The following is a 24,760-nucleotide window of genomic DNA, read 5'->3' on the forward strand; positions in this document are numbered from 1 at the left end:
CAAGATTCAATTTGTTCATGAAAGTGTTGAAAATAGTCTTAAAATTTAAAAGTTATTTTTGTATAATAAATTATAATGAAATGACAGGGGGGATGAATTTTGAAAAAATTCATAATCACTGGATTGTCTGTATTGTTATTAGCCGGTTGCGGTGCTCCACAAGAAAAAGAGGGTGCGCAATCAAAGCAGGAAGAACAAGTTGTAAACGCAAGTAATGAGAATATAGTTGCATTTCCTGAAGGAGCAGTGCCAGTCGGAGAAGGAAAAGTAACAGTTATTACACCAGACGGTACTTCTGAAAATGGAAATATACCAGCTGTATTCATCAAAAAGGATACTTTAATTCAACATGTTGAATTAGAGCTTTCTAATTTTCAAAGTGATAAAGAAACATTTATATTTGTAGATCAAGTATATGCAGATAAACATCAAGTAACTAGTACAACACAGACAACAGTACAATTAAAAGAAAAGACGCTTGAGACAGGTAGTCATACGATTACTGCGGTTCAGTATGAAAACAATGACCCAAAAGGAAAGGTTATTAGTTTAAATCAAGCAACATTTGAAACAAAACCAGCGTCATAAGAAGAATAAAAAGTACATTACTCAAAAAGTAGTGTGCTTTTTTGTTAATACTAGAGGATGTAATAGTGAATAACGTGTTTCGTTTTCTAATACGATTAAGTAGGAAGAAATCACTTATTTCTACTATGACAGAGAAAGAGGCTGAAGATGTGAATCGGTGTATTCGTATCGTCTTTATTAGTATAAAGGTGTAATTAATTTGGTTTATGATACAAGAAGTAATTCAAATTACACTCAATTATCAAATTTATGATTTGTTAATGGGAGCTATTTGTTTAACCATTGTTCATCTATTATATGATAAACTCAGACTAAGGTAAGTTTTATAAGAAAAATGTAGGTATTTCATTTGAATTGTCGAATAGTACATACGATGTCGTAATAACAAATTTTCTATTGTTTACTGTGAAACAGAAGAAGGGGAGATAGTAGTTATGAAACGAGCTCTTATTAATATTGATTATACATATGATTTTGTAGCTGAAAAAGGTGCTTTAACATGTGGGAAACCAGGGCAAGAAATTGAAAAGGAAATTGTCCATATAACGAAGCAATATATTGAAAATGGAGATTACGTTGTCTTTGCGATTGATAAACATGAAGAAAACGATGCATACCATCCAGAATCAAAGTTATTCCCGCCACATAACATAGCTGGCACAAATGGAAGAGATTTGTTTGGTGAATTACAAGAAGTGTACGAAACATATAAAAATGCAGAGAATGTATATTATATGGATAAAACAAGATATAGTGCATTTGCAGGAACAGACTTAGAAATGAAGTTGCGAGAAAGAGGAATAGAAGAAGTTCATCTTGTAGGTGTTTGTACTGATATTTGCGTTCTTCACACAGCAGTAGACGCTTATAATAAAGGATTTAAAATTGTTGTTTTTGAAAAGGCGGTTGCATCTTTTAATGAGCAAGGACATGAATTTGCACTTGGACATTTTAAGTCATGCTTACATGCAGAAGTGAAGTGAAAAAAAGAGACCTTTAAAACAGGTCTCTTTTTATATTTAAATTGAGACGAGGTTCTGCTCGATTAGTTTTTTTATGAAAGGACTAATGTTTTCGGGTAACGCATTTAAATCAAAAAATTGTACATGTAATGATTCAAATCCATCAGCTTTCAACGTACCACCTGTAATGTCTTTGCAAAGATATGCAATTGTTATAGGATAAAATTCATCTCCGTTTGGTAATTTCACAAAAAATTCTTTTCCAGAAAATACGCTTATTAACTGTAAAGAGCCTATTTCAATCCCTGTTTCTTCAAGCACTTCTCGTCTTCCAGCTTCTTCTGTTGATTCTCCAAGTTCAACGAATCCACCAGGGACAGCCCAAATACTACTTCGTCTTTGTTGTAGTAATATTTGTCCTTGTTCATTGAAAACAGCTATAGCAACTCCTGCTAGATTGAGTGGTCTTGATCCGACAACTTCTCTAAGTTCTTCAATATATCCCATTGTATATAACCTCCGTAAGAAAAAATAAGAGCAAATAAACTATTCGTTATTATGTAAATATATTCCTCTTTATCCTAATTTAATGGGCAGTAAGACCCCCACTTCAAAATTCAGCGAAAGCAAAGAATTTAGGTGGGGGTCGGGCTGCCTATAAAAATCCGATTGGTGAGGGCTAATAATCAGTGGGGGATGAAGAAAACCCCACTGATTAAAGTTTCACTTTATAAGGGGGAGAGATATCGTACAACTTATTTGTTTTATTTGGCAAAATATACATCAAAAAAGGTCAAACAAATTCTTTGACCTTTTTTGACCAAGTGTTATAATAAAGACAGAAAGAGATAATCTTTCATTCATAAATAATAAGGAGGAAAAAATATGCGTAATTTATTTCCAGAGATAACAAAACGTCAAAATGGTATTTTTGATTTTGGGCCTTCTTTATTAGAAGGGATGACAGATACTTTTTTTAAACCGATGAACATGGATACTTTTAAAGTAGATGTTCATGAGCAATCTGATAAATATACTGTGAAAGCAGATTTACCAGGTTTTCAAAAAGAAAACATTCAAGTTGATTTTGAACAAGATGTATTAACGATTCAAGCAACTAATCATAATGAAGTAGAAGAAAAAAATGAGAATGGCATATATATTCGTAAAGAACGTTCTATAGGTTCTGTAACTCGACGCTTTAGTTTTAAACAAGTTGAGGAAGAAAATGTTAGAGCAAATTATAAAGATGGCGTACTGACAATTGAATTGCCAAAATTGAGAGAAGAAAAAAGCAGTAAGACAACAATTAATATTGAATAAAAGAGCTGATAAATTCAGCTCTTTTTTACGGAGTTAATAAATTGTAATGAGTAGAATAAAGTGTAATGTTGAAAAATTTTCACTATTAGCTCCCCTTAGGTTATTAAAAAGGGTATATTTAAAGGAAAGGAAAAGAACATCTACATATTGTTTAAAGTAAATTAGTAATAAAGTCAAAATACATAGTAAGAGTAGTGGCATTTTAGATTAGGATAATAGAATTTCCTAGAACAAACTGAGACGATTATGAATTTTTTAATTAGTAAGGAAGTGGTAAGATGAGTTTATTAACGTATACGGAAGAATTTTTTAATTATGTACGGGAGTTTTTACTTTTAAGATTTTTACTATTTGCTTTCGTTTTAATCATTATCTCTTTTGTAATCAACCGCATTATTGATTGGTTTTTTAGGAAATCAAGCTTTTTTGATGAAGAGGTAGAGCAAACGATTCAAAGTGTAATTCGATCTATTTTTAGATATATCATTATCATCAGTTTAATCATTTATTTAATTAGCCAATTTGTAGATATAAAAAGTATCATTGCAGGTGCCGGGATAGCGGGGGTTGTTATTGGTTTTGCTGCACAACAGATGTTAAAAGATGTTATATTAGGCTTTGCGAGATTAGCGGACAAAGAGTTTCGTGTTGGCGATTTTGTTACTTTTAACGGAACAAACTCAGGAACGATTGAGGAAATAAGTATTCGTTTTATGCAAATTCGTGAATGGTCAGGAAAGCTTCTTACGATACCACATGGAGAGATTAGAACGATACAAAATTTTAATAAAGGATGGATGCGCGTAATTGAACGAATTACGGTAAGTTATCAGGAAGATCCTACAAGAGTTAAAGAATTGTTAGAAGAAGTTTGTGTGAATTGCAATGAAAAATTCGCTTCAAATCTTTATAAAGTAGAAGATGAAGCTGTGGAACCGTTTAAATACGTTGGTGTTACAGATTTAAATCCAAATCTTAAATACGTTGGATATGAATTTTGTATTACAGGCTTAATAAAGCCAGAAGATTATTTTGAAACTTCTAGACAAGTAAGGTTTGAATTAATGTCTATGTTCCATAAGAATCAAGTGCAAATGCCAGCAACAAATATGTTCGTTACTACTGAGAGTTTACAGCATAACCATGGTGGACAATCTGTATCGGACAGCTAAAGTAGAATAATTGGATAGAAAAACAATAATAAAATGATCAATATAAAGAAAGAACTGAAGGAATTCAGTTCTTTTTTATTTGTAGAATTTAGAAATTTCTTAATGTTATAATGGTAGATGGTGATGAAAATGAACTTTGAAGAAAAAGAGATGCATCGTTTAGAAGCATTAAAAGCAATTGCAGAATTATTAAATGAAGCAACAGACTTACAAGACATGTTGGAAAAAGTGTTACATACATTGTTACAAGTTATGAATTTGCAAACAGGGTGGATCTTTTTTATTGATGAAAGTGGAAAGCACCGAATGCTTGTAGATGAAAACTTACCACCAGCTCTTACGTGGCAAGAGAAGAAACCAATGTGTGAAGGAGACTGCTGGTGTGTAGAGCGTTTTGTGAATGGCAGATTGGAAAAAGCGACAAATATTATTGAATGTAAGCGAATAGAGGATGCGATTGAGTGTAATTGGGGAGAGACAGAAGATGTTACGCATCATGCGACGATTCCGCTTAGGTCAGGATCGGAGAAGTTTGGTCTATTAAATGTAGCGTCACCTCAAAAAACACATTTTTCAGAGGAAGAATTGGCATTATTAGAATCGATTGCATTTCAAATAGGAACGACAATACAACGTATTCAGTTAGTAGAGAAAGAACGTAAATATGTAGTGGTAGCTGAAAGAAATCGATTAGCCCGTGATTTACATGATTCAGTAAAACAATTGTTATTTTCTATTATGCTAACAGCAAAAGGTACTCTAAATATGACGCAAGATAGCGACTTGCAAGAGATGTTGAGTTATATTGGAGAATTATCACAGGAAGCATTACAAGAAATGACACTTTTAATCTGGCAATTAAGACCGGAAGGATTAGAGAAAGGTTTAGCAGAGGCAATTAAAAATTACGGGAAGTTGTTAGGGATTCACGTGGAAGTTCGAATTGATGGAATGGTTTCAATTGTAGATGAAATTGAAGAAGTTTTATGGCGTATTAGTCAAGAAGCAATACATAATTGTAAAAAACACGCTTCATGTGAAAAAGTAAATGTTCTTTTGAAAATAGAAAATAACCAGTTGTATTTTTACATAGAGGATAACGGAATCGGATTTATACAAGATCACGTAAGAGAATCAGCGCTCGGTTTAAAAAGTATGAAGGAACGTATTCAGTTAATGAGGGGATCATTTCAAATAAAAACTGAGCTGAAAAAGGGTACAAAAATTGAAATTCAATTGCCAGTTTGAAGGGGAGAAGAAGGTTGAAGATTAAATTACTACTAGTTGAGGATCATCATATTGTCCGAAGAGGACTTGTCTTCTTTTTGAAAACGAGAGAAGAATTTGAAATAGTTGGGGAAGCAGAAAATGGGGAAGAGGCATTAACATTTGTCCGAACGGAAAGACCAGATGTAGTATTAATGGACTTATCAATGCCAAAGATGGATGGAATTGAGGCAACAAAACGAATAAAACAATATGATGAAACGATAAAGATACTTATATTAAGCAGTTTTTCAGAGCAAGATTATGTTTTACCAGCACTAGAAGCTGGAGCAGATGGTTATCAATTAAAAGAAGTACAACCCGAGCAACTTGTAGCTTCTATCATTGCAGTACAGGAAGGGAATGCGAATTTTCATCCGAAAGTAACACCGGCACTATTAGGACGATCAGCAGTTAAGAAAGAAAAAGAAAACCCTTTTTCCATGTTAACAAAAAGAGAGCAAGAAGTACTTCGTGAAATTGCGAAAGGGCGAAGTAATAAAGAAATTGCAGCAGAGCTTCATATTACAGAACAGACTGTGAAAACACATGTTTCAAATGTTTTAGCTAAATTGGAAGTGGATGATCGTACGCAAGCTGCATTATATGCGGTGAAACATGAGGGGAATAGTAAGTATGAATAATGGTGTACCATGTTATGGCAGAATATATATAGTTGGCCCGCTATTTGTGAGCTAACAATCAGTGAGAGCTGTACAAAACTTGCGTTGATTTACATTACAAACCATAGTGATGCCAAATAAAGGTTTTTCTTCTTTCAATAATTAGGTACAATAAAGTGAAACTTGAATCAGTGGGGTCATCCCAACTGATTATTAGCCTGTACCAATTGGATTTTACTGGATTAAGCTACGATGGAAGGGGAAGAAATACTATGCCAGGTACAAGAAGTGGGATTGGAAAGATTCAAGCTTCGTTAAACGGTTTATCACCAAAATTGCGAAGTATTGCCGAACATATATTGAAACATCCACAAGATGTTGTACATAAATCTATTACAGAATTAGCTGAGGTTACGAATAGTTCAGAAGCTACGATATTCCGCTTATGTAAGCACCTTGGTTTTCAAGGGTTTCAAGATTTAAAGATTACATTAGCTCGTGAAATTGTACATACTCCTATGCAAAATATTCATGAAGAAGTATCGGCAGAAGATAGTATGGTAACTGTTGCTAAAAAAGTTTTCCATTCGCATATTACAGGACTGCAAGATACATTACATTTGCTAAATGATACAGCGCTAGAGAAAGCTGTAAAAGTATTGCAAGATACAAGCCGTATTGAGTTTTATGGAAATGGTGGTTCTGGTATTATTGCGATGGATGCATATCATAAATTTATGAGAACGGGTATTTCGTGTATTGCTCATACAGATTCACATTTTCAAATTATGGGTGCGGGTTTACTTACGAAAGAAGCTGTGGTCATTGCAATTTCTCATTCTGGTAGCAATAAAGGGTTACTGGAAGCGTTAGAAGTAGCAAAAGCAAGGGGAGCTCGCATTATTGCAATTACGAGCTATCAGAAATCAGCATTAAGTCAACTTGCTGATATTACACTATACACTTCAACACGTGAAACGGAATTCCGCACAGAAGCAAGTTCATCAAGATTAGCACAGTTAAGTTTATTAGATACTTTGTACGTTGGGTTATCATTACAACGCCAAGAAGAAACGTTGCAAAATTTACAAAGTATACGTGAAACAATTTCGATGAAACGAATATAAGAAAGGCTCTTCAAACGAAGGGCTTTTTTTTATTAGTAAATAGTTTGTTGATTTATTTTCTAGTAGAAATATGTTACTTACTTATAGTCAGTGATAGACTCTCATTTTTAAAAATATAAAATAAAAAACGATTTATGCAATAATTCAAATATTGTTCGCAATTTCACAATTTGTTTTTGAAGTGTCATGTTATGATGAACATGTAATGATGATTGAACACTTAAATTTGGCATAATGATTAGCCAAACTAGTGAAGACAGAAGTTGTGAGATAAACTCATTAAAATTCTAAAACACTAAAGGGGAGATCACATATGAAAGCAGTAGTAGTAAATAAAAATAGTAAAGCAAACATTGAAATTATTGAAAAGGAATTACGTCCGTTACACTCAGGTGAAGCGCTAGTAGATGTTGAGTATTGTGGAGTTTGTCATACTGATTTACACGTTGCAAATCATGATTTTGGAAATACAGATGGCCGTATTCTTGGTCATGAGGGTATTGGTATTGTTACGAAAATTGCTGATGATGTAACTTCACTAAAGGTAGGTGACCGTGTAAGTATTGCTTGGATGTTCCAATCTTGTGGACGTTGTGAATATTGCGTAACGGGTAGAGAAACATTTTGTCGTGAAGTTAAGAATGCTGGTTATTCAGTAGATGGTGGTATGGCTGAACAATGTATTGTTACAGCAGATTATGCGGTGAAAGTACCAGAAGGATTAGATCCTGCTCAAGCATCATCCATTACATGTGCGGGTGTAACTACATATAAAGCAATAAAAGTATCGGATACTAAACCTGGTCAACCTATCGTCATCTATGGTTGTGGTGGATTAGGTAACCTAGCTATTCAATATGCTAAAAACGTATTTGGTGCAAAGGTAATTGCAGTAGATATTAATGACGATAAGTTAGCCTTAGCAAAAGAGGTTGGCGCTGATATGACTATCAATCCAATTTCTCAAGGTCCTGCTGAAAAGATTGTTCAAGAAGAGTTTGGTGGTGCTTATGCAGCTGTAGTAACAGCCGTTTCTAAAGCAGCATTCAACTCAGCAGTTGATGCGGTACGTGCTTGTGGTAAAGTCGTTGCAGTAGGTTTACCAGTAGAAACGATGGATTTAAACATTCCGCGACTTGTACTAGATGGAATTGAAGTAGTTGGTTCTTTAGTCGGTACTCGTAAAGACTTAGAAGAGGCATTCATGTTCGGTGCAGAAGGAAAAGTAGTGCCTGTTGTTCAAACTTGTTCTCTAGATAAAGTGCGACATGTGTTCGAAGAAATGGAACAAGGTCGAATTCAAGGACGTATGGTAATCGATTTTAAACACAATAATTGTGATTGCAATTCACTTTAAATATAAAAAGCATGAGTCTAGATAAAGACATGTAAAAAAGTTAGACGACAGAAAGAAGATGATCCCTGCATTCAACAGGGATCATCTTCTTTGCATTCCACTACTATCAATATCGAGTAATGAGAAAGGATTAAAGGTTCACTTTATCTATAAACGAAAAAGAATCTTTACTTTTAACAAATTTTTTATGATCTGGAACGGTTTGAATTGCTATAACTTGCGTATCTCTTGCTTTCAGTGCATCTTGAATCCCGATTGTCATAAGCTTAATAAATAGAATTGTAATAAAGAATGAAACGAGAGTATACAAAATAATCCACCATGAAATATTCATTTCATAACGATTTAATCCAATAAGTCCTGCCCAATCATTAGAAAGAGAAACAGGTTTGAGCACTCCGTCATAGAGTTCCCGCATTTGTACGCCACCAATTACAATGTCAAGCAACGCTAAATGGATAACGAGTATGAGAGTTTGAACGATATGTTCCATGAATAATACGAATAAGCGGTCAAGTAATAAGACTCGTAAGTGTTTTTTGATAATATGAAAACGGCTAGCACCTAGTAATTGTGAACTTAAAATGTAATCTTGTTTCATAAATTCATCAACCTCTGATGATATATATAAAGAAAGTGTAGGCAGAGCCACGAAAATAAGTACAAGTAGTTGATAAAACGTAAATGAAATATTGGGGTCTAATCTATCAGCATTTGATGTGATTACAATATTAACGGGCGTAATGAGTATAAATGTGATAAATAAAGTTGGAATATAATAAAAAACTTCTGAGCATGACTGGAAAAATCTCTTGAATTTTGAAGCATATAAACTTAAGAGTATTCCTATACATGTTCCGAATAAAATTCGAAAGAAGCTAATTACCACGGCCAATAAAATGGTGAATTTTGCACCTTCTATAATTTGTAAGAAAACAGACTCTCCAAAACGATCAGATCCAAAAGGTGGCATTAACGATGGTGGAAAAGGGGCCTTTCCAAGTAATTCGTTATTGTCATTGTAAAGTAACTGAGGAGGTTTTGGGATGTTATCTTTAAAGAACCAACTATAAATAAAACTAGCTGAAACAAGTATGAATAAATAAGTAAAGCCGATTAAAAAGCGTTTTGATTTCCAAATAGATTTCATAAAGCTGCTCCTTTCAATTGCTTTTGCCATCTATTCATCATGAATGAGATTATTTGAAAAATAACATAAAACGGTAAAATAATCATGACAAGTATGATAAATGCAGCTGGAGGTGAAATAAACGCCTTTTTAAATAAAAATTGAATAATGCCTTGCATATTAAATACAAATTCTAAAATGAATAAATTAGAAAGTAAGAAAACAAAAATCGTTTTTAAATGGTGGAAGAAGTGGATAGATATATTTTTGAATAAATGAATACACAGTACATAACTTGATGAAAGCCCTTTTCCATATGCAACCTCCACGTAATGTTTTCCATGTTCTTCTTTTATGTATAACACCATCATCCGAAACATTTGTAATGTAGGTAAGACCGCTAAAGATAAAATAGGGAGTAAATAAGCTCGATTTTCATTAAAAGAAATTATGGTGACAGATAATTCCCCGAATTTCCGCAGTAACCATATGAAAAATATTTGCAAACAAATCATCATCATCATATCAGGGACAGCTTCTAATATGAACACAATTCGGTTTATCCATTTTTTTATATAATCTTTTGCTAAAAAATAAAAAAATGCCATGCTAGATGAGATAAAGAGCGCAAGCAAAAAGGCTACAAATAATACAATAAATGAATATAGGTAAGGTTCTAAAACAGTTGGAAATAATGGTGTTGTTTTTAAATGACCAAACTTGGGGTCTGATCCTATAACCAACAATGATTCAGGTGAGAAAACTTGTTTTAACATAGTAACAATCTGATTAAAAAAATACATTGGTTGAAAGGTGAATCCTTGTTGAGTGATAAATAAGTAGGGTAAATTTAATAATAGTAAGAGTGATAAAAGAATGGATGAAAGCTTAATTGTGAATTGAGATATTTTTTGTAACATTAAATCCCTCCGACATCTTTTTACAACATTATACAATAAAGTCTAAAAATATTGTTTTATTTTTCGGAAAAATATAAAAACTTTTAAATTTTATTGTATGGAATATATATTTACAAGTTAATAAAGTGATAGTAGGATACGTATTCTATATTTATTAAGATAAAAGGACGAGTGTTTTTCTTAGATTGATGTTAAGTACTCCCTAAAAATGAATATTGCTACTCAACTTTTTTCATGCAAATGAGTAGAACGTAAGGAAGGACTATGTATGTGTTGTTAATGAAAGAAAAAGAGTGTGTTGCGTAACGAATATAACGCAACTTTACCGCGGGGAAATTTAAATTTAGTATGTAAGTGAAATGGAATGAGGGGATTTATTTTTTTGTTATGAAAAAATTTTCTTTTTAAAACTTGATTAAAGAAAAAATATTTTAAATACTAATTCATGTAAACGGTTTACTAGATTATATTTTGCTAGAAACGAAGGGAAGATTCGCATGGAAACAAGGGGGAGAGTAATCGGGATTGATATCGGTACCACAAGTACAAAAACGGTTGTGTTCACAGAAAAAGGAAAAGTCGTTGCATCACATGCAGTAGATTATCCGATTATTCAACCGAACGTCGGATGGGCTGAGCAAGATCCTGATGTGATATGTGCCGCTGTATATAAAACTGTAAGCGTTGCCATCAAAAAAGGTAACGTGTTACCAGAAGATATTTCTTCAATTGGTATTAGTTCTGCAATGCACGCATTAATTGCAGTAGATGAAAACGGTGCGCCGTTAACGCGCTCTATTATTTAGGCAGATAATCGAAGTACGAAACAGTCAGAAAAATTATTACAACATATGAATGGTCATGAAATTTATAGACGAACGGGTACACCAATTCATCCGATGTCGCCACTTTCTAAATTATTGTGGATGAAAGAGGAAGAGCCAGAATTATATGCGAGCGCATATAAATTTATTTCCATTAAAGAGTATGTTATGTATCAATTGTTTTCACGTTACGTAGTGGATTATTCAATAGCATCAGCTACTGGGATATTTAATTTAGAAACATTAAACTGGAATGAAGGTGTTTTAACGTTATTACATATGTCACCAGAACAATTATCAACACCTGTGCCAACCACATATATTTTATCGGGTATGAAACCGGAATTAGCACAAAAGATGGGTATTCGTGAAGATACTCCAGTTGTTATTGGTGCGAGTGATGGTGTTCTTGCGAATGTAGGAGTTGGGGCAATATCTCCTGGTTCAGCTGCAATTACGATAGGAACAAGTGGTGCAGTTCGAACAATTTCATCTAGTGTTAATACAGATGAAAAAGGTAGAACGTTCTGTTATGCATTAACAGACGAGCACTGGGTGATTGGCGGACCAACGAATAATGGCGGAATATTACTGAGATGGTTACGTGATGAATTTGGTAGCCCAGAGCAAGAAGTAGCAAAGAAACTTGGCATTGATCCGTATGATTTATTAATTAAATATGCGGAAAGTGTACCAGCTGGAGCGGGTGGATTGCTATTTTTACCGTTTTTATCTGGAGAGCGTGCACCGTACTGGAATGCAAATGCTCGTGGTACATTTTTTGGAATAAACCTTCAGCATAAACGAGAACATTTTATACGTGCAGTCATGGAAGGTGTTTGTATGAGCGTATATTCTGTTGCACTCGCAATCAGGGATTGTACAGGTCCACTTACTGAAATACGCGTTTCAGGAGGCTTTGCGAAATCTGCATTTTGGAGACAAATGTTATCCGATATGATGGGAAAAGAATTGCTTGTTCCTGAAAGTCATGAAGCATCTGCGCTTGGGGCAGCAGCAGTTGCTTTATATGCTGTAGGAAAAATTGATTCTCTTGAAGAGGTAAAGGATTGGATTGATATCGTTCATCATCATGTACCGAATAAAGAAAATACAGCTATATATTTAGAAATGTTTTATATGTATGAACGACTTTACAATCGCTTGAAAGAAGAATTTGATTGTATAGCTGCTTTCCAACGTAAACAATAGGGGGATTGGGAGAAATGGTAGTTGGAATCGTACTAGCGGCAGTTGTCATACTACTTTTACTTATTACAGTAGTAAAATGGCATCCGTTTGTCGCGTTAATTTTAACAGCAATTGGTGTAGGACTAGCAATGGGAATGCCATTGATTGGAACTTCACCAAAAGATCCAGGGATTATCGATTCTATTAAACTAGGGCTTGGTAATACGTTAGGGTTTTTAGCGATAGTATTAGCATTAGGAACGATGCTTGGAAAAATGATGGCCGAATCTGGTGGTGCTGAACGAATTGCTAACACATTAATTGATCGTTTTGGAAAGAAACGTGTTCACTGGGCAATGATGTTCGTTGCATTTTTAGTAGGGATTCCAGTGTTTTTCCAAGTTGGATTTGTACTGTTAATTCCATTAGTATTTACGATTGCGTTAGAAACAGGGGTATCACTTATTACAATCGGTATACCACTAGTAGCAGGTTTATCTGTTGTACACGGACTCGTTCCGCCACATCCAGCAGCGATGGCAGCAGTAGGTATTTTTAAAGCAGATGTAGGGAAAACAATTTTATATGCTTTAATCGTCGGACTTCCAACTGCAATCATTTCAGGTCCGCTTTACGGGAAATGGATTGGTGCTCGTATACATAAAGAAGTACCATTAGATATAGCGGAGCAATTTATTGAAAGAGATAAGAAGAAGGAGCTTCCTAGTTTCGGAAATACATTGTTTACAATTTTACTTCCAGTATTTCTAATGCTAGGTGCATCGATTGCGGAAGTCGCGCTAAGCAAAACAAGTCAACTTGCACAAGTATTGCACTTTATTTGAGATCCAATCGTCGCGTTATTAATTGCAACGATATACTCTTTCTTTAGTCTTGGTTATGCAAAAGGTTTCTCAAAAGATAAAGTATTACAATCTACAAATGATTGCCTTGGGCCTATTGCGAACATACTGTTAGTTATTGGTGCAGGCGGCGCGTTTAATAAAGTATTATTAGATTCTGGAATTGGAACGACAATCGCAGAAATGGCGAAAGCATCTCATATTTCACCGATATTATTAGGCTGGGGAATTGCGGCACTTATCCGAATCGCAACTGGATCGGCAACGGTTTCTATGATGACAGCGGCTGAAATTGTTGCGCCAATTGCAGCAAGTACACCAGGTGTAAATGTAGAACTACTAGCACTTGCAACAGGTGCAGGGTCATTAATTTTATCACATGTAAATGATTCTGGTTTTTGGATGATTAAAGAGTATTTCGGAATGACTGTGAAAGAAACATTATTAACATGGACGGCAATGGAGACAATATTATCTGTTGTAGCACTTGGGCTCATTTCGTTATTAAATATATTTGTATAGAATGGGAGATTGATTAATATGAAACTAGGTTTAATTGGATTAGGAAAAATGGGATTCCCATTAGCGGAACACTTATATGAAGACAAACATGAAGTTGTTGTATATGACGTAAATAAAGAGCTTGTTGAAAAGGCTGGGGCTTTAGGAATTACTGCTCGTCATACATTAAAAGAAATAATTGCTGAATTAGAAGCCCCTCGTACAATTTGGGTAATGGTACCTGCGGGGGAAGTTGTTGAGTCAGTATTAAAAGATGTATATCCATTATTAGAGGAAGGCGATATCGTTATTGAAGGCGGAAATTCATTCTATAAAGATACGTTACGCCGTGCTGAAGAAGCGAAAAGTTTTGGTTTACATTACGTTGATATCGGTACATCAGGTGGTGTAGAAGGAGCTAGATACGGAGCTTGCTTAATGGTTGGTGGAGAAAAAGAAATTTACGATCAATTAGAACCTTTATTTAAAGATTTAGCAGTAGAGAATGGGTATTCTTATGCAGGCCGCGTCGGAAGTGGTCATTTCTTAAAAATGGTTCATAACGGTATTGAATACGGAATGATGCAGGCAATTGCTGAAGGATTTGAAGTGTTAGATAAAAGTGATTTTGATTTCAATTATGAAGATGTTGCAAAAGTATGGGCAAATGGATCGGTTATCCGCGGTTGGTTAATGGACTTAACTGAAAAGGCATTTGCAGATGATCCAAAACTAGATGGTATTAAAGGTGTGATGAACTCTTCAGGAGAAGGGAAATGGACTGTGGAAACGGCACTTGAACTGCAAGCGGCAGCACCAGTAATCGCAATGTCATTATTTATGCGCTACCGTTCTCAAGAAGATGATACATTCCACGGAAAAGTAGTTTCCGCTCTTCGTAATCAGTTCGGTGGACATGAAGTTGTGAAAAAATAGGAAATGATTTTCGAGAAGAAACTTGTGCATAGGCGCAAGTTTCTTTTTTTAGTGTAAGAAATCTCTACTTTAAAAATACCAATCATTGTTTATTTGTACTGATTGTATCAAATATATAGTGAAGCTTGAAAGATGTCCTAACATAAAAGTAAGAATAAATAAAATGAAGTTTTCATAAATAGTAAAAGGATGATTATGTCATCAGTGTAGCTATGAAGTGGTGTTACATATGAAAAGAGCGTGTTAATAAAATATGAGGTGGTTAAATGGGAAATGAGCAAGTGAAGAATGCAGGGGAAGAAAAAAAGTTATGTCTTTGTATGATTGTTAAAAACGAGTCTAGGATTATGGAAAGATGTTTAAATGCTACAAAATCAATTGTAGATTTTGTTTCTATTTGTGATACGGGATCAACTGATCATACACCTGAAATTATTGAAAATTGGTGTAAAGAAAATGATATCCCTGGCACAGTACATCATGAACCATTTAAAAACTTTGGTTATAACAGAAGTTTAGCAGTTTCATTGGCGCAAAAAACATATCCAGAAGCAGATTATTTATTAATATTAGATGCAGATATGATATTAGAAGTTGATCCCGAGTTTGATAAGACTAGTTTAACGGAAGATCATTATCTTACATTGCAATATGATATTCATATTAAGTATTGGCTTACACGCCTTCTGAAAGCTTCTTTACCATGGAAGTCTGTCGGTGTTACTCATGAGTATTGGGATATAGATCGCTCCAAGGTTGGCGCGGATTACAATACGAGGGTAGCTAGGTTAGAGACGCTTGTCGTTAACGATCCTGGGGATGGTGGTAGTAAAGGTGATAAATTTGAGAGAGATGAGAGGTTGTTGTTACAAGGATTGAGTGATCCAGAAACAACGCCAGATTTGCATATAAGATATTTATTTTATTTAGCCCAAACTTATTTTCATTTAAGTCAATTCGAAGATTCGATTAAATGGTATAAAAAACGGGTAGAAGCAGGTGGATGGGTTGAAGAGGTGTTCTATTCGTTATTGCGAATAGGATTTTGTTATGAACAATTAGCAAACCGTTCAGCAAATAAACAATATGAAGTAACAGAAGCGGATGAAAAAGAAAATGCTAAGATGCAAGAAGAGCAATATACAGCATTAGCTATTTTTTATTTTCAAAAAGCGTGGGAATATAGACCAACTCGGGCTGAGCCATTATACCAACTTGCAAGAATGTATCGATTAAAATCTCAAAATAATATTGCCTTGATGTATGCGTTGCAAGGGAAGGAAATTCCTTTTCCAAAAAATGATCTTCTATTTGTAGATTATCATGTGTATGATTACTTATTTGACTATGAGATTTCTATAAGTGCTTTTTATATACCACATAAAAAGCATTTAGGTGCAGTATCACAAAAATTTTTGGAATCGAAAAAAGAAGATCTACCGTTGCATATAGCGAATATGGTTGAAAGTAATGCGAAATTTTATTAAATACAATTTCGGTTAAAGGAGTAGTGGAGTAATAATGGAATTAATACGATGGGCGCTAGAGTTAGGGGAATCTGTGCATGGAAATACGTATGAAGAATTGATGCCACTACTAGATTATTATTATGATCGTGATCATTTAAAAGCGTATTGTATCGCAACTCTTCTTTTAGACATGGACGTAGCAGAAGAGCATCGGGAAAAAATCGAATTAAGAAGGTGCATTGCTGCTTATTATGCCGGAATGTATAAAGTAGCAAAAAAACATGCAAGGGAGCTTTTAATTAAATATCCGGATGTAGATTTATATAAAAATAATTTAAGACTAATGGAAGCTTATTTGAATAAAGAATATGATTATTGTCTCTTTATATGCCCAAAGACGTATGGTAGTTTTATAGATGTCGCGCGAGCTTTGAAATGGCGGTTGGAGCAAGAGGGAAATACTGCAATCATATCAGAAACAATATTAGAAAATGTGAAAAATACAATTGTTTTTGGAGCGCATACATATGCACATAACCCGAATTTACTTCCGAAAAATGCAATTATTTATAATTTAGAACAGCTATATGAAGGAAGTCCTTATGCGCATCCCCTTTATTTAATGTTATTAAAAGAAAAGGAAATTTGGGATTATAGTAAACAAAATATAGAATGGTTAAAACAAAAAGGAGTTGGAAAAGAAATAAAACATGTAGAAATGAACTATGCTCCAACTCTAAAAATAAAAAAAGATGCGTTTGATGAAGAGTTAACTGAAGACATTGATATACTGTTTATAGGTGCTCTTAACCCAAGGCGGCAAGCTATTTTTAACCAATTAAAAGCAGTTGCTCCGCATTTAAATATTGTCTTTAAAAATAATGCGTGGGGAATTGTTAAAAATGAGTTAATTGCTAGGTCTAAAATTATATTAAATATTCATTTTTACTTATCGGGTATTCTTGAAACTCCTCGAGTTTCTTATGCAGTGGCAAATAAGAAATTTATTATTTCGGAAAATAGTAATCCTGAGGACGAGATAGAGTGGCCGGGAATTGTATTTACTCCGTACGAAAAAATAATAGAAAACGTTATGACATATATAGAATTACCAGAAGAACGTATGAAATTAGCAGAAGAAGCGTATAACCATTTTGAAGCGAAAGGAAGCATAGACAGACTGAGCCATAAAGGAGGAGAAAAGTAATTGTGAAGAACTCATACTTTCGTATGAGTTCTTTTTTGGGTTTATCATACTATTTTATCAAGCTAATTCCCTCTTTATATTGTGTTTTGTATAGAAATTTCTGATAATATATAAGTGTAGCTTGAAAATAAAGGGGAGAAATGATTATGAAACTAGTCGTTATTAACGGTACGCCAAGAAAATTCGGTAGAACTCGTGTGGTGGCAAAATATATTGCTGACCAATTTGAAGGGGAGTTATACGATTTAGCAGTAGAAGAATTGCCTTTATATAATGGGGAAGAATCACAACGTGAATTAGAAGCGGTAAAAAAATTAAAGGCGTTAGTGAAAACGGCAGACGGTGTAGTACTATGTACACCTGAATATCATAATGCAATGAGTGGAGCGCTGAAAAATTCGTTAGATTACTTAAGCAGTAGTGAATTCGTTCATAAACCTGTCGCATTACTTGCAGTTGCAGGGGGCGGTAAAGGTGGAATTAACGCATTAAACAGTATGCGTACTGTTGCTAGAGGGGTATACGCAAATGCAATCCCAAAACAAGTTGTACTTGATGGACTTCATGTACAAGACAGTGAACTGGGAGAAGATGCAAAACCATTAATTCATGATTTAGTTAAAGAATTAAAAGCATATATGGGCGTATATAAAGAGGTGAAAAAACAACTAGGAGTTGAGTGATATGTCATCTCTGTATAAAGATTCACGCTTGTATTTCATACTAGGGGCCAATAGTCTATCAGCTATTGGTTCCGGTATTGTAATGATAACGATTCCATGGCTGTTAATTAAAGAGAGTGGGGGAGAGACAACGTTTGGTTATGTATCTATCATCTCAACTCTTATTATGTTTTTATTAACACCGTTTATCGGGCAAAGTATTGATCGTTTTTCAAGAAAATCTTTATTATTATGTAATGAAGGTATTGGGATAGTTGTTATAGGAATGATGGCAATATGGGGATTTATTGGGCAATCCTATCATTCTATTCACTATATTCTTATATATATAGCTGGATCATTTTACTATTTATTATTTTATCCTACAATATTTGCGTTCAACCAAGAGATATTTCAAGCAGAACATTATAAAAATTTAAGTGGAACAATGGAAATACAAGGACAGTTAACGCAAGTTATTTCAGGAGCTGTTGCTAGCTTTCTTATTGGAATTATTTCTTTAAAATGGATTTTGTTAGTGGATATGTTAACTTTTGCAGGAGCCTTCGTCCTTTTCTTATGTATACCGTATGTAAAGAAAAAGGAAGTGAAAAGAAAAGTAACATTTAAGAAGCAATTATTCGAAGGGATTCACTTTATGCAAAAACGTCCTAGGTTATTTTGGTTTTTACTTGCGACTTATATGCCGTTTATCGGTGTTATGATGGCAAATTATTTAATCCCGGTATATATTTCAGATATATTAAAAGCAAGTGCCTCTGTATACGCAATAGAAGGTATGATGTATGGTGTCGGAGCGGTTCTTGCCGGAATTAGTATTCCAATTATGATGAAATATGTCAAAATAGAAATTTCAATCGTTATGACGATGTTCCTATATGTAATTTCAATTACCGTAATGATTGTTAAACCTTCCGTAATGTTGTTATATGGACTTGCAATTTTTCATGCAATTGGAAATGCGGGTACAAGAGTGGCGAGAAATGTATTGATGATGGAGGAAATTCCAAACGAAGTAATGGGGCGTGTAGACAGCTTGTTTCGATTAATTGGTACAGGAATACGAATTGTATTGTTAATGTTGTTTACAGCTGGTGTATCTAAAACTGGGGTAATGCTCCCTTTTTACGTATTAAGCTGTATATTGATTTTATCATTAGGAATCGCTATTTATTATGTACTTTCACAACGTAAAGTAGGGACGAACGTTTCTAATAAATCAATCGTATAAAGTGAAACTGGGGGGCATCCCCCACTGATTATCAGCCCTCACCAATCGTGCTTTTACGGGCAGCCAGGCCCCATCTAACTTCTTTGTTTTCGCTGAGTTTTGAGTTGGGGGTCTTACTGCCCGCAAATAGCGGGATAAAAAGTACTTCTGCCTTCCTATCTTTTTCTATATAATAAAATGAAAGGGAGTGCAGACTTATTTATGAACAAATGGATCTTGCTTATAATTTTATTATTACCACCACTATACATTCTTTATATGACGTTTCGAATGAAGAAAGTTGCTCGTGAAAAATTGAGTAATCACTCTCCATACGTTCTTATATTAGGTGCAAAATTATTTGGAGATAGACCATCTTTATCTCTTCAAAACCGTTTGGATGTAGCTTTGGAATATTTAGTTTCCCATCCTACAGCGAAAGTAATTGTTTCAGGTGGTCAAGGAGAAGATGAAGATATATCGGAAGCTCATAGTATGAGAACTTATTTAATGGCGCGTGGTATAGATGAGAGTCGTATTTTAATAGAAGATCAATCTACAAATACGTATGAGAATTTAAAGTTTAGTATGGATTTATATAATGTGAAACATGCGGTAGTTGTAAGTAATACGTATCATTTGTATAGAACGAAAATAATTGCAAAGCGTTTAGGGATAAAGATGGAGGCGTTAGCTGCTGAAACACCAATGCGTTCTAAGAGGAAAATGTATGTGCGTGAATATGCCGCTATAATGAAAACAATATTGTTCGACCGATAGAGCTCAAATGTGAGCTCTTTTTTTGTAGAATAATGCGTATCATTTGAAATGAATTCCATATTCCATCAAAATAAAGAAAACAACGATAAAGGAGTTGTATTTGTGATTCAGTTTAATCAAGTGTCAAAAGCATATGAAGATGGCACAAAAGCAGTGGATTCATTGCATTTAGAAATCAAAAAGGGAGAATTCTTTGTCCTTATTGGTCCAAGTGGTTGTGGGAAAACAACGACAATGAAAATGATTAATCGTTTAATTGAAACGACAGAAGGATCAATATTAATCGATGGAAAAGATATTCAACAATACAATATTAATGAATTACGCTGGGATATAGGATACGTGTTGCAACAAATTGCTTTGTTTCCGCATATGACAATTGCTGAAAATATTGCAGTCGTTCCTGAAATGAGAAAGTGGAGCAAAGAAAAAATAAAAGCTCGTGTCGATGAGTTGCTACAGATGGTCGGGCTAGATCCAGATGTATATCGCGATCGTATGCCTGATGAATTGTCAGGAGGGCAAAAACAACGTGTCGGTGTCGTGCGAGCATTAGCCGCAAACCCGAAAATCGTTCTTATGGATGAACCATTTAGTGCGTTAGATCCATTAAGTAGGGAACAGCTTCAGAAGGATATTGTACAGTTGCAAAAAAAGATTCAAAAAACAATCGTGTTCGTAACACATGATATGCAAGAAGCATTATCACTTGGAGATCGTATTTGTATTATGAAAGAAGGAAAAGTAGTTCAATTAGATACACCAGAAGGAATTATACATAATCCGAAAAATGAATTTGTAGAAGAGTTCATTGGAAATCGTGGACGACCTTGGTATGAGAGGAAAAGTATAGAAGATGTATTGCCACTTGATGAAAGTATGCGGGTAGAAGGGGAAGCACTATCATTACATTCTTCTTTACAAGATGCATTAGTTCGTGTGCGAGCTGACGAAGTAGTTCCAGTTGAAGCAAATGGTCAATATGTTGGAGCTTTAACAAGCCGTCACATTGTCAATTACATTGTTGAACAAATGAAGGAAAGAGGCTAAACAGTGACTGATTTTATACAAACGTTCCAAGAACGAAAAGTAGAATTACTTACTGCATTAAGTGAACATTTACAAATATCGCTTATTTCATTATTTTTTGCAGTAATTATTGCAGTACCGCTTGGTATTTTATTAACGAGAAAAGAACGAATGGCTGAATTTATTATAGGAACTTCTGCAGTTATGCAGACAGTGCCATCACTTGCACTACTCGGACTTTTAATTCCGTTAGTAGGAATTGGAAAACTCCCGGCCATTATTGCATTAGTTGTGTATGCACTATTACCTATTTTACGAAATACATATACGGGAATAAGGGAATTAGATGAATCTTTAATTGAAGCAGCGAGAGCTATGGGGATGAATAGCTGGAGAAGATTGTGGAAGGTAGAACTTCCTCTTGCATTACCAATTATTATGGCCGGTATTCGTACGGCGATGGTACTAATTGTTGGAACGGCTACATTAGCAGCTCTTATAGGTGCTGGTGGGCTCGGAAAACTCATATTACTTGGTATTGATCGGAATGATCATGCGCTTATCATTTTAGGGGCTGTACCAGCCGCGTTACTCGCTTTATTCTTTGATGTAGTACTTAGAGTGCTTGAGAGTCCTAAACGCTCTTCTAAGGGTGTTATATTGACGATATGTATTATTTGTATCATGATTGCTGCTCCCTTTCTTTGGAACACGCAAAAGAAAGATATTGTTATTGCCGGCAAACTTGGATCAGAACCAGAAATTTTAATTCAAATGTATAAGCAGCTTATTGAACAAGATACTGATTTACACGTAGAATTAAAACCAGGTCTTGGAAAAACAGCATTTGTATTTGAAGCATTGAAATCAGGAGAAGTAGATATATACCCTGAATTTTCAGGAACAGCTTTATCTACTTTCGTAAAAGAAGAGCCGAAAAGCACAAATCGTGATGAAGTATATGAGCAAGCCCGCATTGGAATGGAAAAGAATTATAATATGGTTATGTTGAAACCGATGGAGTATAACAATACGTATGCTCTAGCTATGCCGAAAAAAATAGCAGATCAAAATAATGTAAATACAATTTCTGATTTAGGAAAAATTGCACAAGATGCGAAAGTAGGATTCACATTAGAATTTGCTGATCGTGAAGACGGTTATAAAGGAATGCAAAAATTATATAACTATAAATTTTCAAATGTGAAAACGATGGAACCGAAATTACGTTATAGTGCAATTCAATCAGGGGATGTGAATGTAATTGATGCATATTCAACAGATAGTGAATTGGAACAATACGGACTTAAAGTGCTAAAAGATGATAAAGGGTTATTCCCACCGTACCAAGGTGCACCTTTATTAAGAAAAGAGACGTTACAAAAATATCCTGAACTTGAAAAAGTATTAAATAAATTATCTGGAAAGATTACAGATGAAGAAATGCGAAAAATGAATTATGAAGTCAATGTGAATGGAAAGGGTAGTGAAGAAGTAGCGAAACAATTTTTACAAAAAGAGAATTTACTTCGTTAATTTTACAAGAAATATACAAATTTATATGTATGAAATGACCGTTCATTACAAAATGAACGGTTTTTTTGTGCATACTTATACATTTTTTCAAAAAAGTATTCCATTTTTGTTCATTTTCTTTTAGAATAAGTAATGTTTTCCTGAAAAAATATAAAAGAAACGTCTATTAGAGAAAAAGGTGACTTTAATAGTTGAACGAACATAACACCTAGAATGACAGATGGGGTGGTACAAATAGAAAAGAAGTTAGGATTTTTTCCATTAATTGCATTAGTAGTCGGAACAATGGTTGGTGGCGGTGTATTTAGTTTACCGCATGATTTAGCAGTAGGAGCAAATAGTGGCTCTATAATAATTGGCTGGTGTATTACAGCGATGGGAATGATTCCACTCGCGCTCGTATATCAAACGTTAGCAAGAAAAAAACCAGAGCTTGAGGGCGGAATTTATAGTTATGCACGTACTGGCTTCGGTGAATATATTGGATTTAACAGTGCATGGGGATACTGGCTAGCAGGAATTTTAGGAAACGTTGCAACAATCATGTTACTGTTTAGTACATTAGGTTATTTCTTCCCAATTTTTAAAGGCGGAAATAGTGTTGCGTCTATCGTAGGAGCATCACTTTTATTATGGACACTTCATTTTCTAATTTTATTTGGAATCCGTGAAGCATCTATTATGAATGTTATTGCAACGATAGGGAAATTGGTTCCAATCGTATTATTTATTGTTGTAATGGTAACAGCGTTTCGCTGGGATACATTTACACATGATTTTTGGGGAGAAGGAACTATTTCAGTTTCCTCTATACTTGGTCAAGTGAAAAATACTATGCTTGTAACTCTTTGGGTTTTCATTGGGGTTGAAGGAGCGGTAGTATTATCTGGAAGAGCGAAAAATAGTCGAGACGTCGGTAAAGCGACAGTATTAGGACTTATTTTAGTAATGTCTATTTATATTTTAATTTCTGTCTTGTCAATGGGAGCGATGACAAGAGGAGAGCTTTCTGTTTTAGAAACGCCGTCAATGGGACATGTATTAGAACATGTTGTTGGGACGTGGGGCGCAGTAGCGATTAACATCGGGTTAGTTGCTTCACTTGTAGGTACATTAATAGGCTGGTTTTTACTTGTTTCTGAAATTTCCCATGTAGCAGGAAAAGATGGCGTGTTTCCGAAAGTCTTTACGAAAACAAATAAAAAACAAACGCCGCATATGGCATTATGGATCTCAAATGGCGTTGCCCAAGTTATATTTATAATTGTTCTGTTTTCAGAATCAACATATCAAATTATGTATTTCATAGCGTCAACATCAATTTTAGTACCATATTTATTATCAGCATTATTCCAATTGAAATTAGTCATTACAAATGAACTAAAAGATGCAAAAGTAAAAAACGGTTCATTAGCTTTAATTGCTTCTATGTACTCTGTATGGCTTATTTATGCAGCTGGTTTGAAGAATTTATTGCTTGTTTCAATCGTATATGGAATCGGGATCATGGTTTATATGTATGCAAGAAAAGAAAAAGGAAATCGTTGTTTTACTGGTATAGAGAGATATGTAATGTGGGCAATTGTAGTTGCAGCTGTCACATCAATTTATATGTTATTAACTGGAAATATAAAAATGTAAAAGTCCTTTTCAATTAAAGGGCTTTTTTCTTTGTCTAGAGAATATTTAATACATAAGATATTCAGGAGGGATGAAAATGGAAGAAAAAGAACAGTTGACCAGAATTGTTGATTTAGCGAGTGAAGTAAGGAAAGTATTAGTGCAAGAATCTTTTTTTAATCATCATCCTGAACTGCGAGGAGTGATTGAAAATTTAGCGAGTGCGGTAGAGAATTTGGCGGAATTACAGCAACATAAAGATGAAAACGCTGAAGATCGTTTACGATATGTACTTGCAAAAATGAAAATTGCTCATAATGCCATTTTACAAGAGAAAAAAGCATTTCCATCTCATTAATATACGTTTTTATTTTGAACCTGACGGATAACGTCAGGTTTTTTGTTTCTAGTTTTTCGTTTCTTTCATACACTAAGAATAGTATG

21 protein-coding genes and 3 pseudogenes are annotated in these 24,760 nt (G+C 34.4%); 21 read left to right on the top strand and 3 right to left on the bottom strand.

The window, feature by feature from the left end; all coding sequences use genetic code 11:
- The first annotated feature begins 99 nt into the window (after positions 1 to 99).
- The 3 genes and pseudogenes from AAG068_RS10865 (at position 100) to AAG068_RS10875 (ending at position 1,571) form a co-directional block, all read left to right on the top strand.
- Positions 100 to 588: a hypothetical protein gene (locus tag AAG068_RS10865; RefSeq protein WP_342719273.1), complete on the top strand. Its 489-nt coding sequence runs from the start codon at positions 100 to 102 to the stop codon at positions 586 to 588.
- Between the two features lie 65 nt (positions 589 to 653).
- Positions 654 to 908: pseudogene (locus AAG068_RS10870) on the top strand (hypothetical protein).
- A gap of 114 nt (positions 909 to 1,022) precedes the next feature.
- Positions 1,023 to 1,571, top strand: a complete 549-nt coding sequence (locus AAG068_RS10875) for a cysteine hydrolase family protein (protein ID WP_098670209.1) — start codon at positions 1,023 to 1,025, stop codon at positions 1,569 to 1,571.
- A 36-nt stretch (positions 1,572 to 1,607) separates the two neighbouring features.
- On the opposite strand, the gene AAG068_RS10880 is transcribed toward AAG068_RS10875, so the two are convergent.
- A complete protein-coding gene (locus AAG068_RS10880; RefSeq protein WP_342719274.1) occupies positions 1,608 to 2,057 on the bottom strand; it encodes an NUDIX hydrolase in 450 nt (149 codons plus the stop codon).
- 378 nt (positions 2,058 to 2,435) lie between these two features.
- On the opposite strand from AAG068_RS10880, the gene AAG068_RS10885 reads away from it, so the two are divergent.
- From AAG068_RS10885 to adhP, 6 genes are all read left to right on the top strand, one after another.
- Entirely contained in the window at positions 2,436 to 2,873 is a 438-nt protein-coding gene (locus AAG068_RS10885) for an Hsp20/alpha crystallin family protein (RefSeq protein ID WP_098088188.1), read from the top strand.
- A gap of 278 nt (positions 2,874 to 3,151) precedes the next feature.
- A complete protein-coding gene (locus AAG068_RS10890) occupies positions 3,152 to 4,045 on the top strand; it encodes a mechanosensitive ion channel family protein (protein WP_342719275.1) in 894 nt (297 codons plus the stop codon).
- A 150-nt stretch (positions 4,046 to 4,195) separates the two neighbouring features.
- A complete protein-coding gene (locus AAG068_RS10895; RefSeq protein ID WP_342719743.1) occupies positions 4,196 to 5,293 on the top strand; it encodes a sensor histidine kinase in 1,098 nt (365 codons plus the stop codon).
- Positions 5,294 to 5,307: 14 nt separating this feature from the next.
- Positions 5,308 to 5,955: a response regulator transcription factor gene (locus AAG068_RS10900; protein ID WP_342719276.1), complete on the top strand. Its 648-nt coding sequence runs from the start codon at positions 5,308 to 5,310 to the stop codon at positions 5,953 to 5,955.
- 251 nt (positions 5,956 to 6,206) lie between these two features.
- Positions 6,207 to 7,061 (top strand): MurR/RpiR family transcriptional regulator, encoded by an 855-nt coding sequence (locus AAG068_RS10905; RefSeq protein ID WP_172552987.1) that lies wholly within the window; start codon positions 6,207 to 6,209, stop codon positions 7,059 to 7,061.
- A gap of 313 nt (positions 7,062 to 7,374) precedes the next feature.
- Positions 7,375 to 8,418: an alcohol dehydrogenase AdhP gene (adhP, locus tag AAG068_RS10910; RefSeq protein ID WP_342719277.1), complete on the top strand. Its 1,044-nt coding sequence runs from the start codon at positions 7,375 to 7,377 to the stop codon at positions 8,416 to 8,418.
- Between the two features lie 130 nt (positions 8,419 to 8,548).
- Here adhP and AAG068_RS10915 read toward each other — a convergent pair whose 3' ends face one another.
- Together AAG068_RS10915 and AAG068_RS10920 are read right to left on the bottom strand one after the other, a co-directional pair.
- Positions 8,549 to 9,568 carry an ABC transporter permease gene (locus tag AAG068_RS10915; RefSeq protein WP_342719278.1) on the bottom strand — a complete coding sequence of 340 codons (1,020 nt, stop codon included), beginning with the start codon at positions 9,566 to 9,568 and terminating at the stop codon, positions 8,549 to 8,551.
- Complete coding sequence (locus AAG068_RS10920) at positions 9,565 to 10,467, bottom strand: ABC transporter permease subunit (RefSeq protein WP_342719279.1); 903 nt, start codon at positions 10,465 to 10,467, stop codon at positions 9,565 to 9,567. Before AAG068_RS10920 ends, AAG068_RS10915 begins: the two co-directional genes overlap by 4 nt.
- Before the next feature lie 497 nt (positions 10,468 to 10,964).
- On the opposite strand from AAG068_RS10920, the pseudogene gntK reads away from it, so the two are divergent.
- The 12 genes and pseudogenes from gntK to AAG068_RS10980 all read left to right on the top strand — a co-directional run bounded on the left by gntK (position 10,965) and on the right by AAG068_RS10980 (position 24,674).
- A pseudogene (gntK, locus tag AAG068_RS10925) lies at positions 10,965 to 12,503 on the top strand (gluconokinase).
- A gap of 14 nt (positions 12,504 to 12,517) precedes the next feature.
- Positions 12,518 to 13,867: pseudogene (locus AAG068_RS10930) on the top strand (GntP family permease).
- Positions 13,868 to 13,885: 18 nt separating this feature from the next.
- Positions 13,886 to 14,782: a phosphogluconate dehydrogenase (NAD(+)-dependent, decarboxylating) gene (gene gnd, locus AAG068_RS10935; RefSeq protein ID WP_342719280.1), complete on the top strand. Its 897-nt coding sequence runs from the start codon at positions 13,886 to 13,888 to the stop codon at positions 14,780 to 14,782.
- Positions 14,783 to 15,048: 266 nt separating this feature from the next.
- A complete protein-coding gene (locus AAG068_RS10940) occupies positions 15,049 to 16,269 on the top strand; it encodes a tetratricopeptide repeat-containing glycosyltransferase (protein WP_342719281.1) in 1,221 nt (406 codons plus the stop codon).
- Between the two features lie 34 nt (positions 16,270 to 16,303).
- Positions 16,304 to 17,458 (top strand): glycosyltransferase family 1 protein, encoded by a 1,155-nt coding sequence (locus AAG068_RS10945; protein WP_342719282.1) that lies wholly within the window; start codon positions 16,304 to 16,306, stop codon positions 17,456 to 17,458.
- A gap of 146 nt (positions 17,459 to 17,604) precedes the next feature.
- On the top strand, positions 17,605 to 18,141 hold the full coding sequence (locus tag AAG068_RS10950) for an NADPH-dependent FMN reductase (RefSeq protein ID WP_342719283.1): 537 nt from the start codon (positions 17,605 to 17,607) through the stop codon (positions 18,139 to 18,141).
- A 1-nt stretch (position 18,142) separates the two neighbouring features.
- Positions 18,143 to 19,372 (top strand): MFS transporter, encoded by a 1,230-nt coding sequence (locus AAG068_RS10955; protein WP_342719284.1) that lies wholly within the window; start codon positions 18,143 to 18,145, stop codon positions 19,370 to 19,372.
- Between the two features lie 201 nt (positions 19,373 to 19,573).
- Positions 19,574 to 20,131 carry a YdcF family protein gene (locus AAG068_RS10960; protein WP_342719285.1) on the top strand — a complete coding sequence of 186 codons (558 nt, stop codon included), beginning with the start codon at positions 19,574 to 19,576 and terminating at the stop codon, positions 20,129 to 20,131.
- A gap of 102 nt (positions 20,132 to 20,233) precedes the next feature.
- Entirely contained in the window at positions 20,234 to 21,181 is a 948-nt protein-coding gene (locus tag AAG068_RS10965; RefSeq protein WP_342719286.1) for an ABC transporter ATP-binding protein, read from the top strand.
- 3 nt (positions 21,182 to 21,184) lie between these two features.
- Positions 21,185 to 22,696, top strand: coding sequence for an ABC transporter permease/substrate-binding protein (locus AAG068_RS10970; protein ID WP_342719287.1), 1,512 nt, complete (start codon positions 21,185 to 21,187; stop codon positions 22,694 to 22,696).
- A 213-nt stretch (positions 22,697 to 22,909) separates the two neighbouring features.
- Positions 22,910 to 24,337: an arginine-ornithine antiporter gene (gene arcD / locus AAG068_RS10975; protein ID WP_342719288.1), complete on the top strand. Its 1,428-nt coding sequence runs from the start codon at positions 22,910 to 22,912 to the stop codon at positions 24,335 to 24,337.
- Between the two features lie 76 nt (positions 24,338 to 24,413).
- Positions 24,414 to 24,674 carry a LemA domain protein gene (locus tag AAG068_RS10980; protein WP_098667929.1) on the top strand — a complete coding sequence of 87 codons (261 nt, stop codon included), beginning with the start codon at positions 24,414 to 24,416 and terminating at the stop codon, positions 24,672 to 24,674.
- Positions 24,675 to 24,760: the final 86 nt, after the last annotated feature.

Source organism: Bacillus paramycoides, from assembly GCF_038971285.1.
GTDB lineage: Bacteria > Bacillota > Bacilli > Bacillales > Bacillaceae_G > Bacillus_A.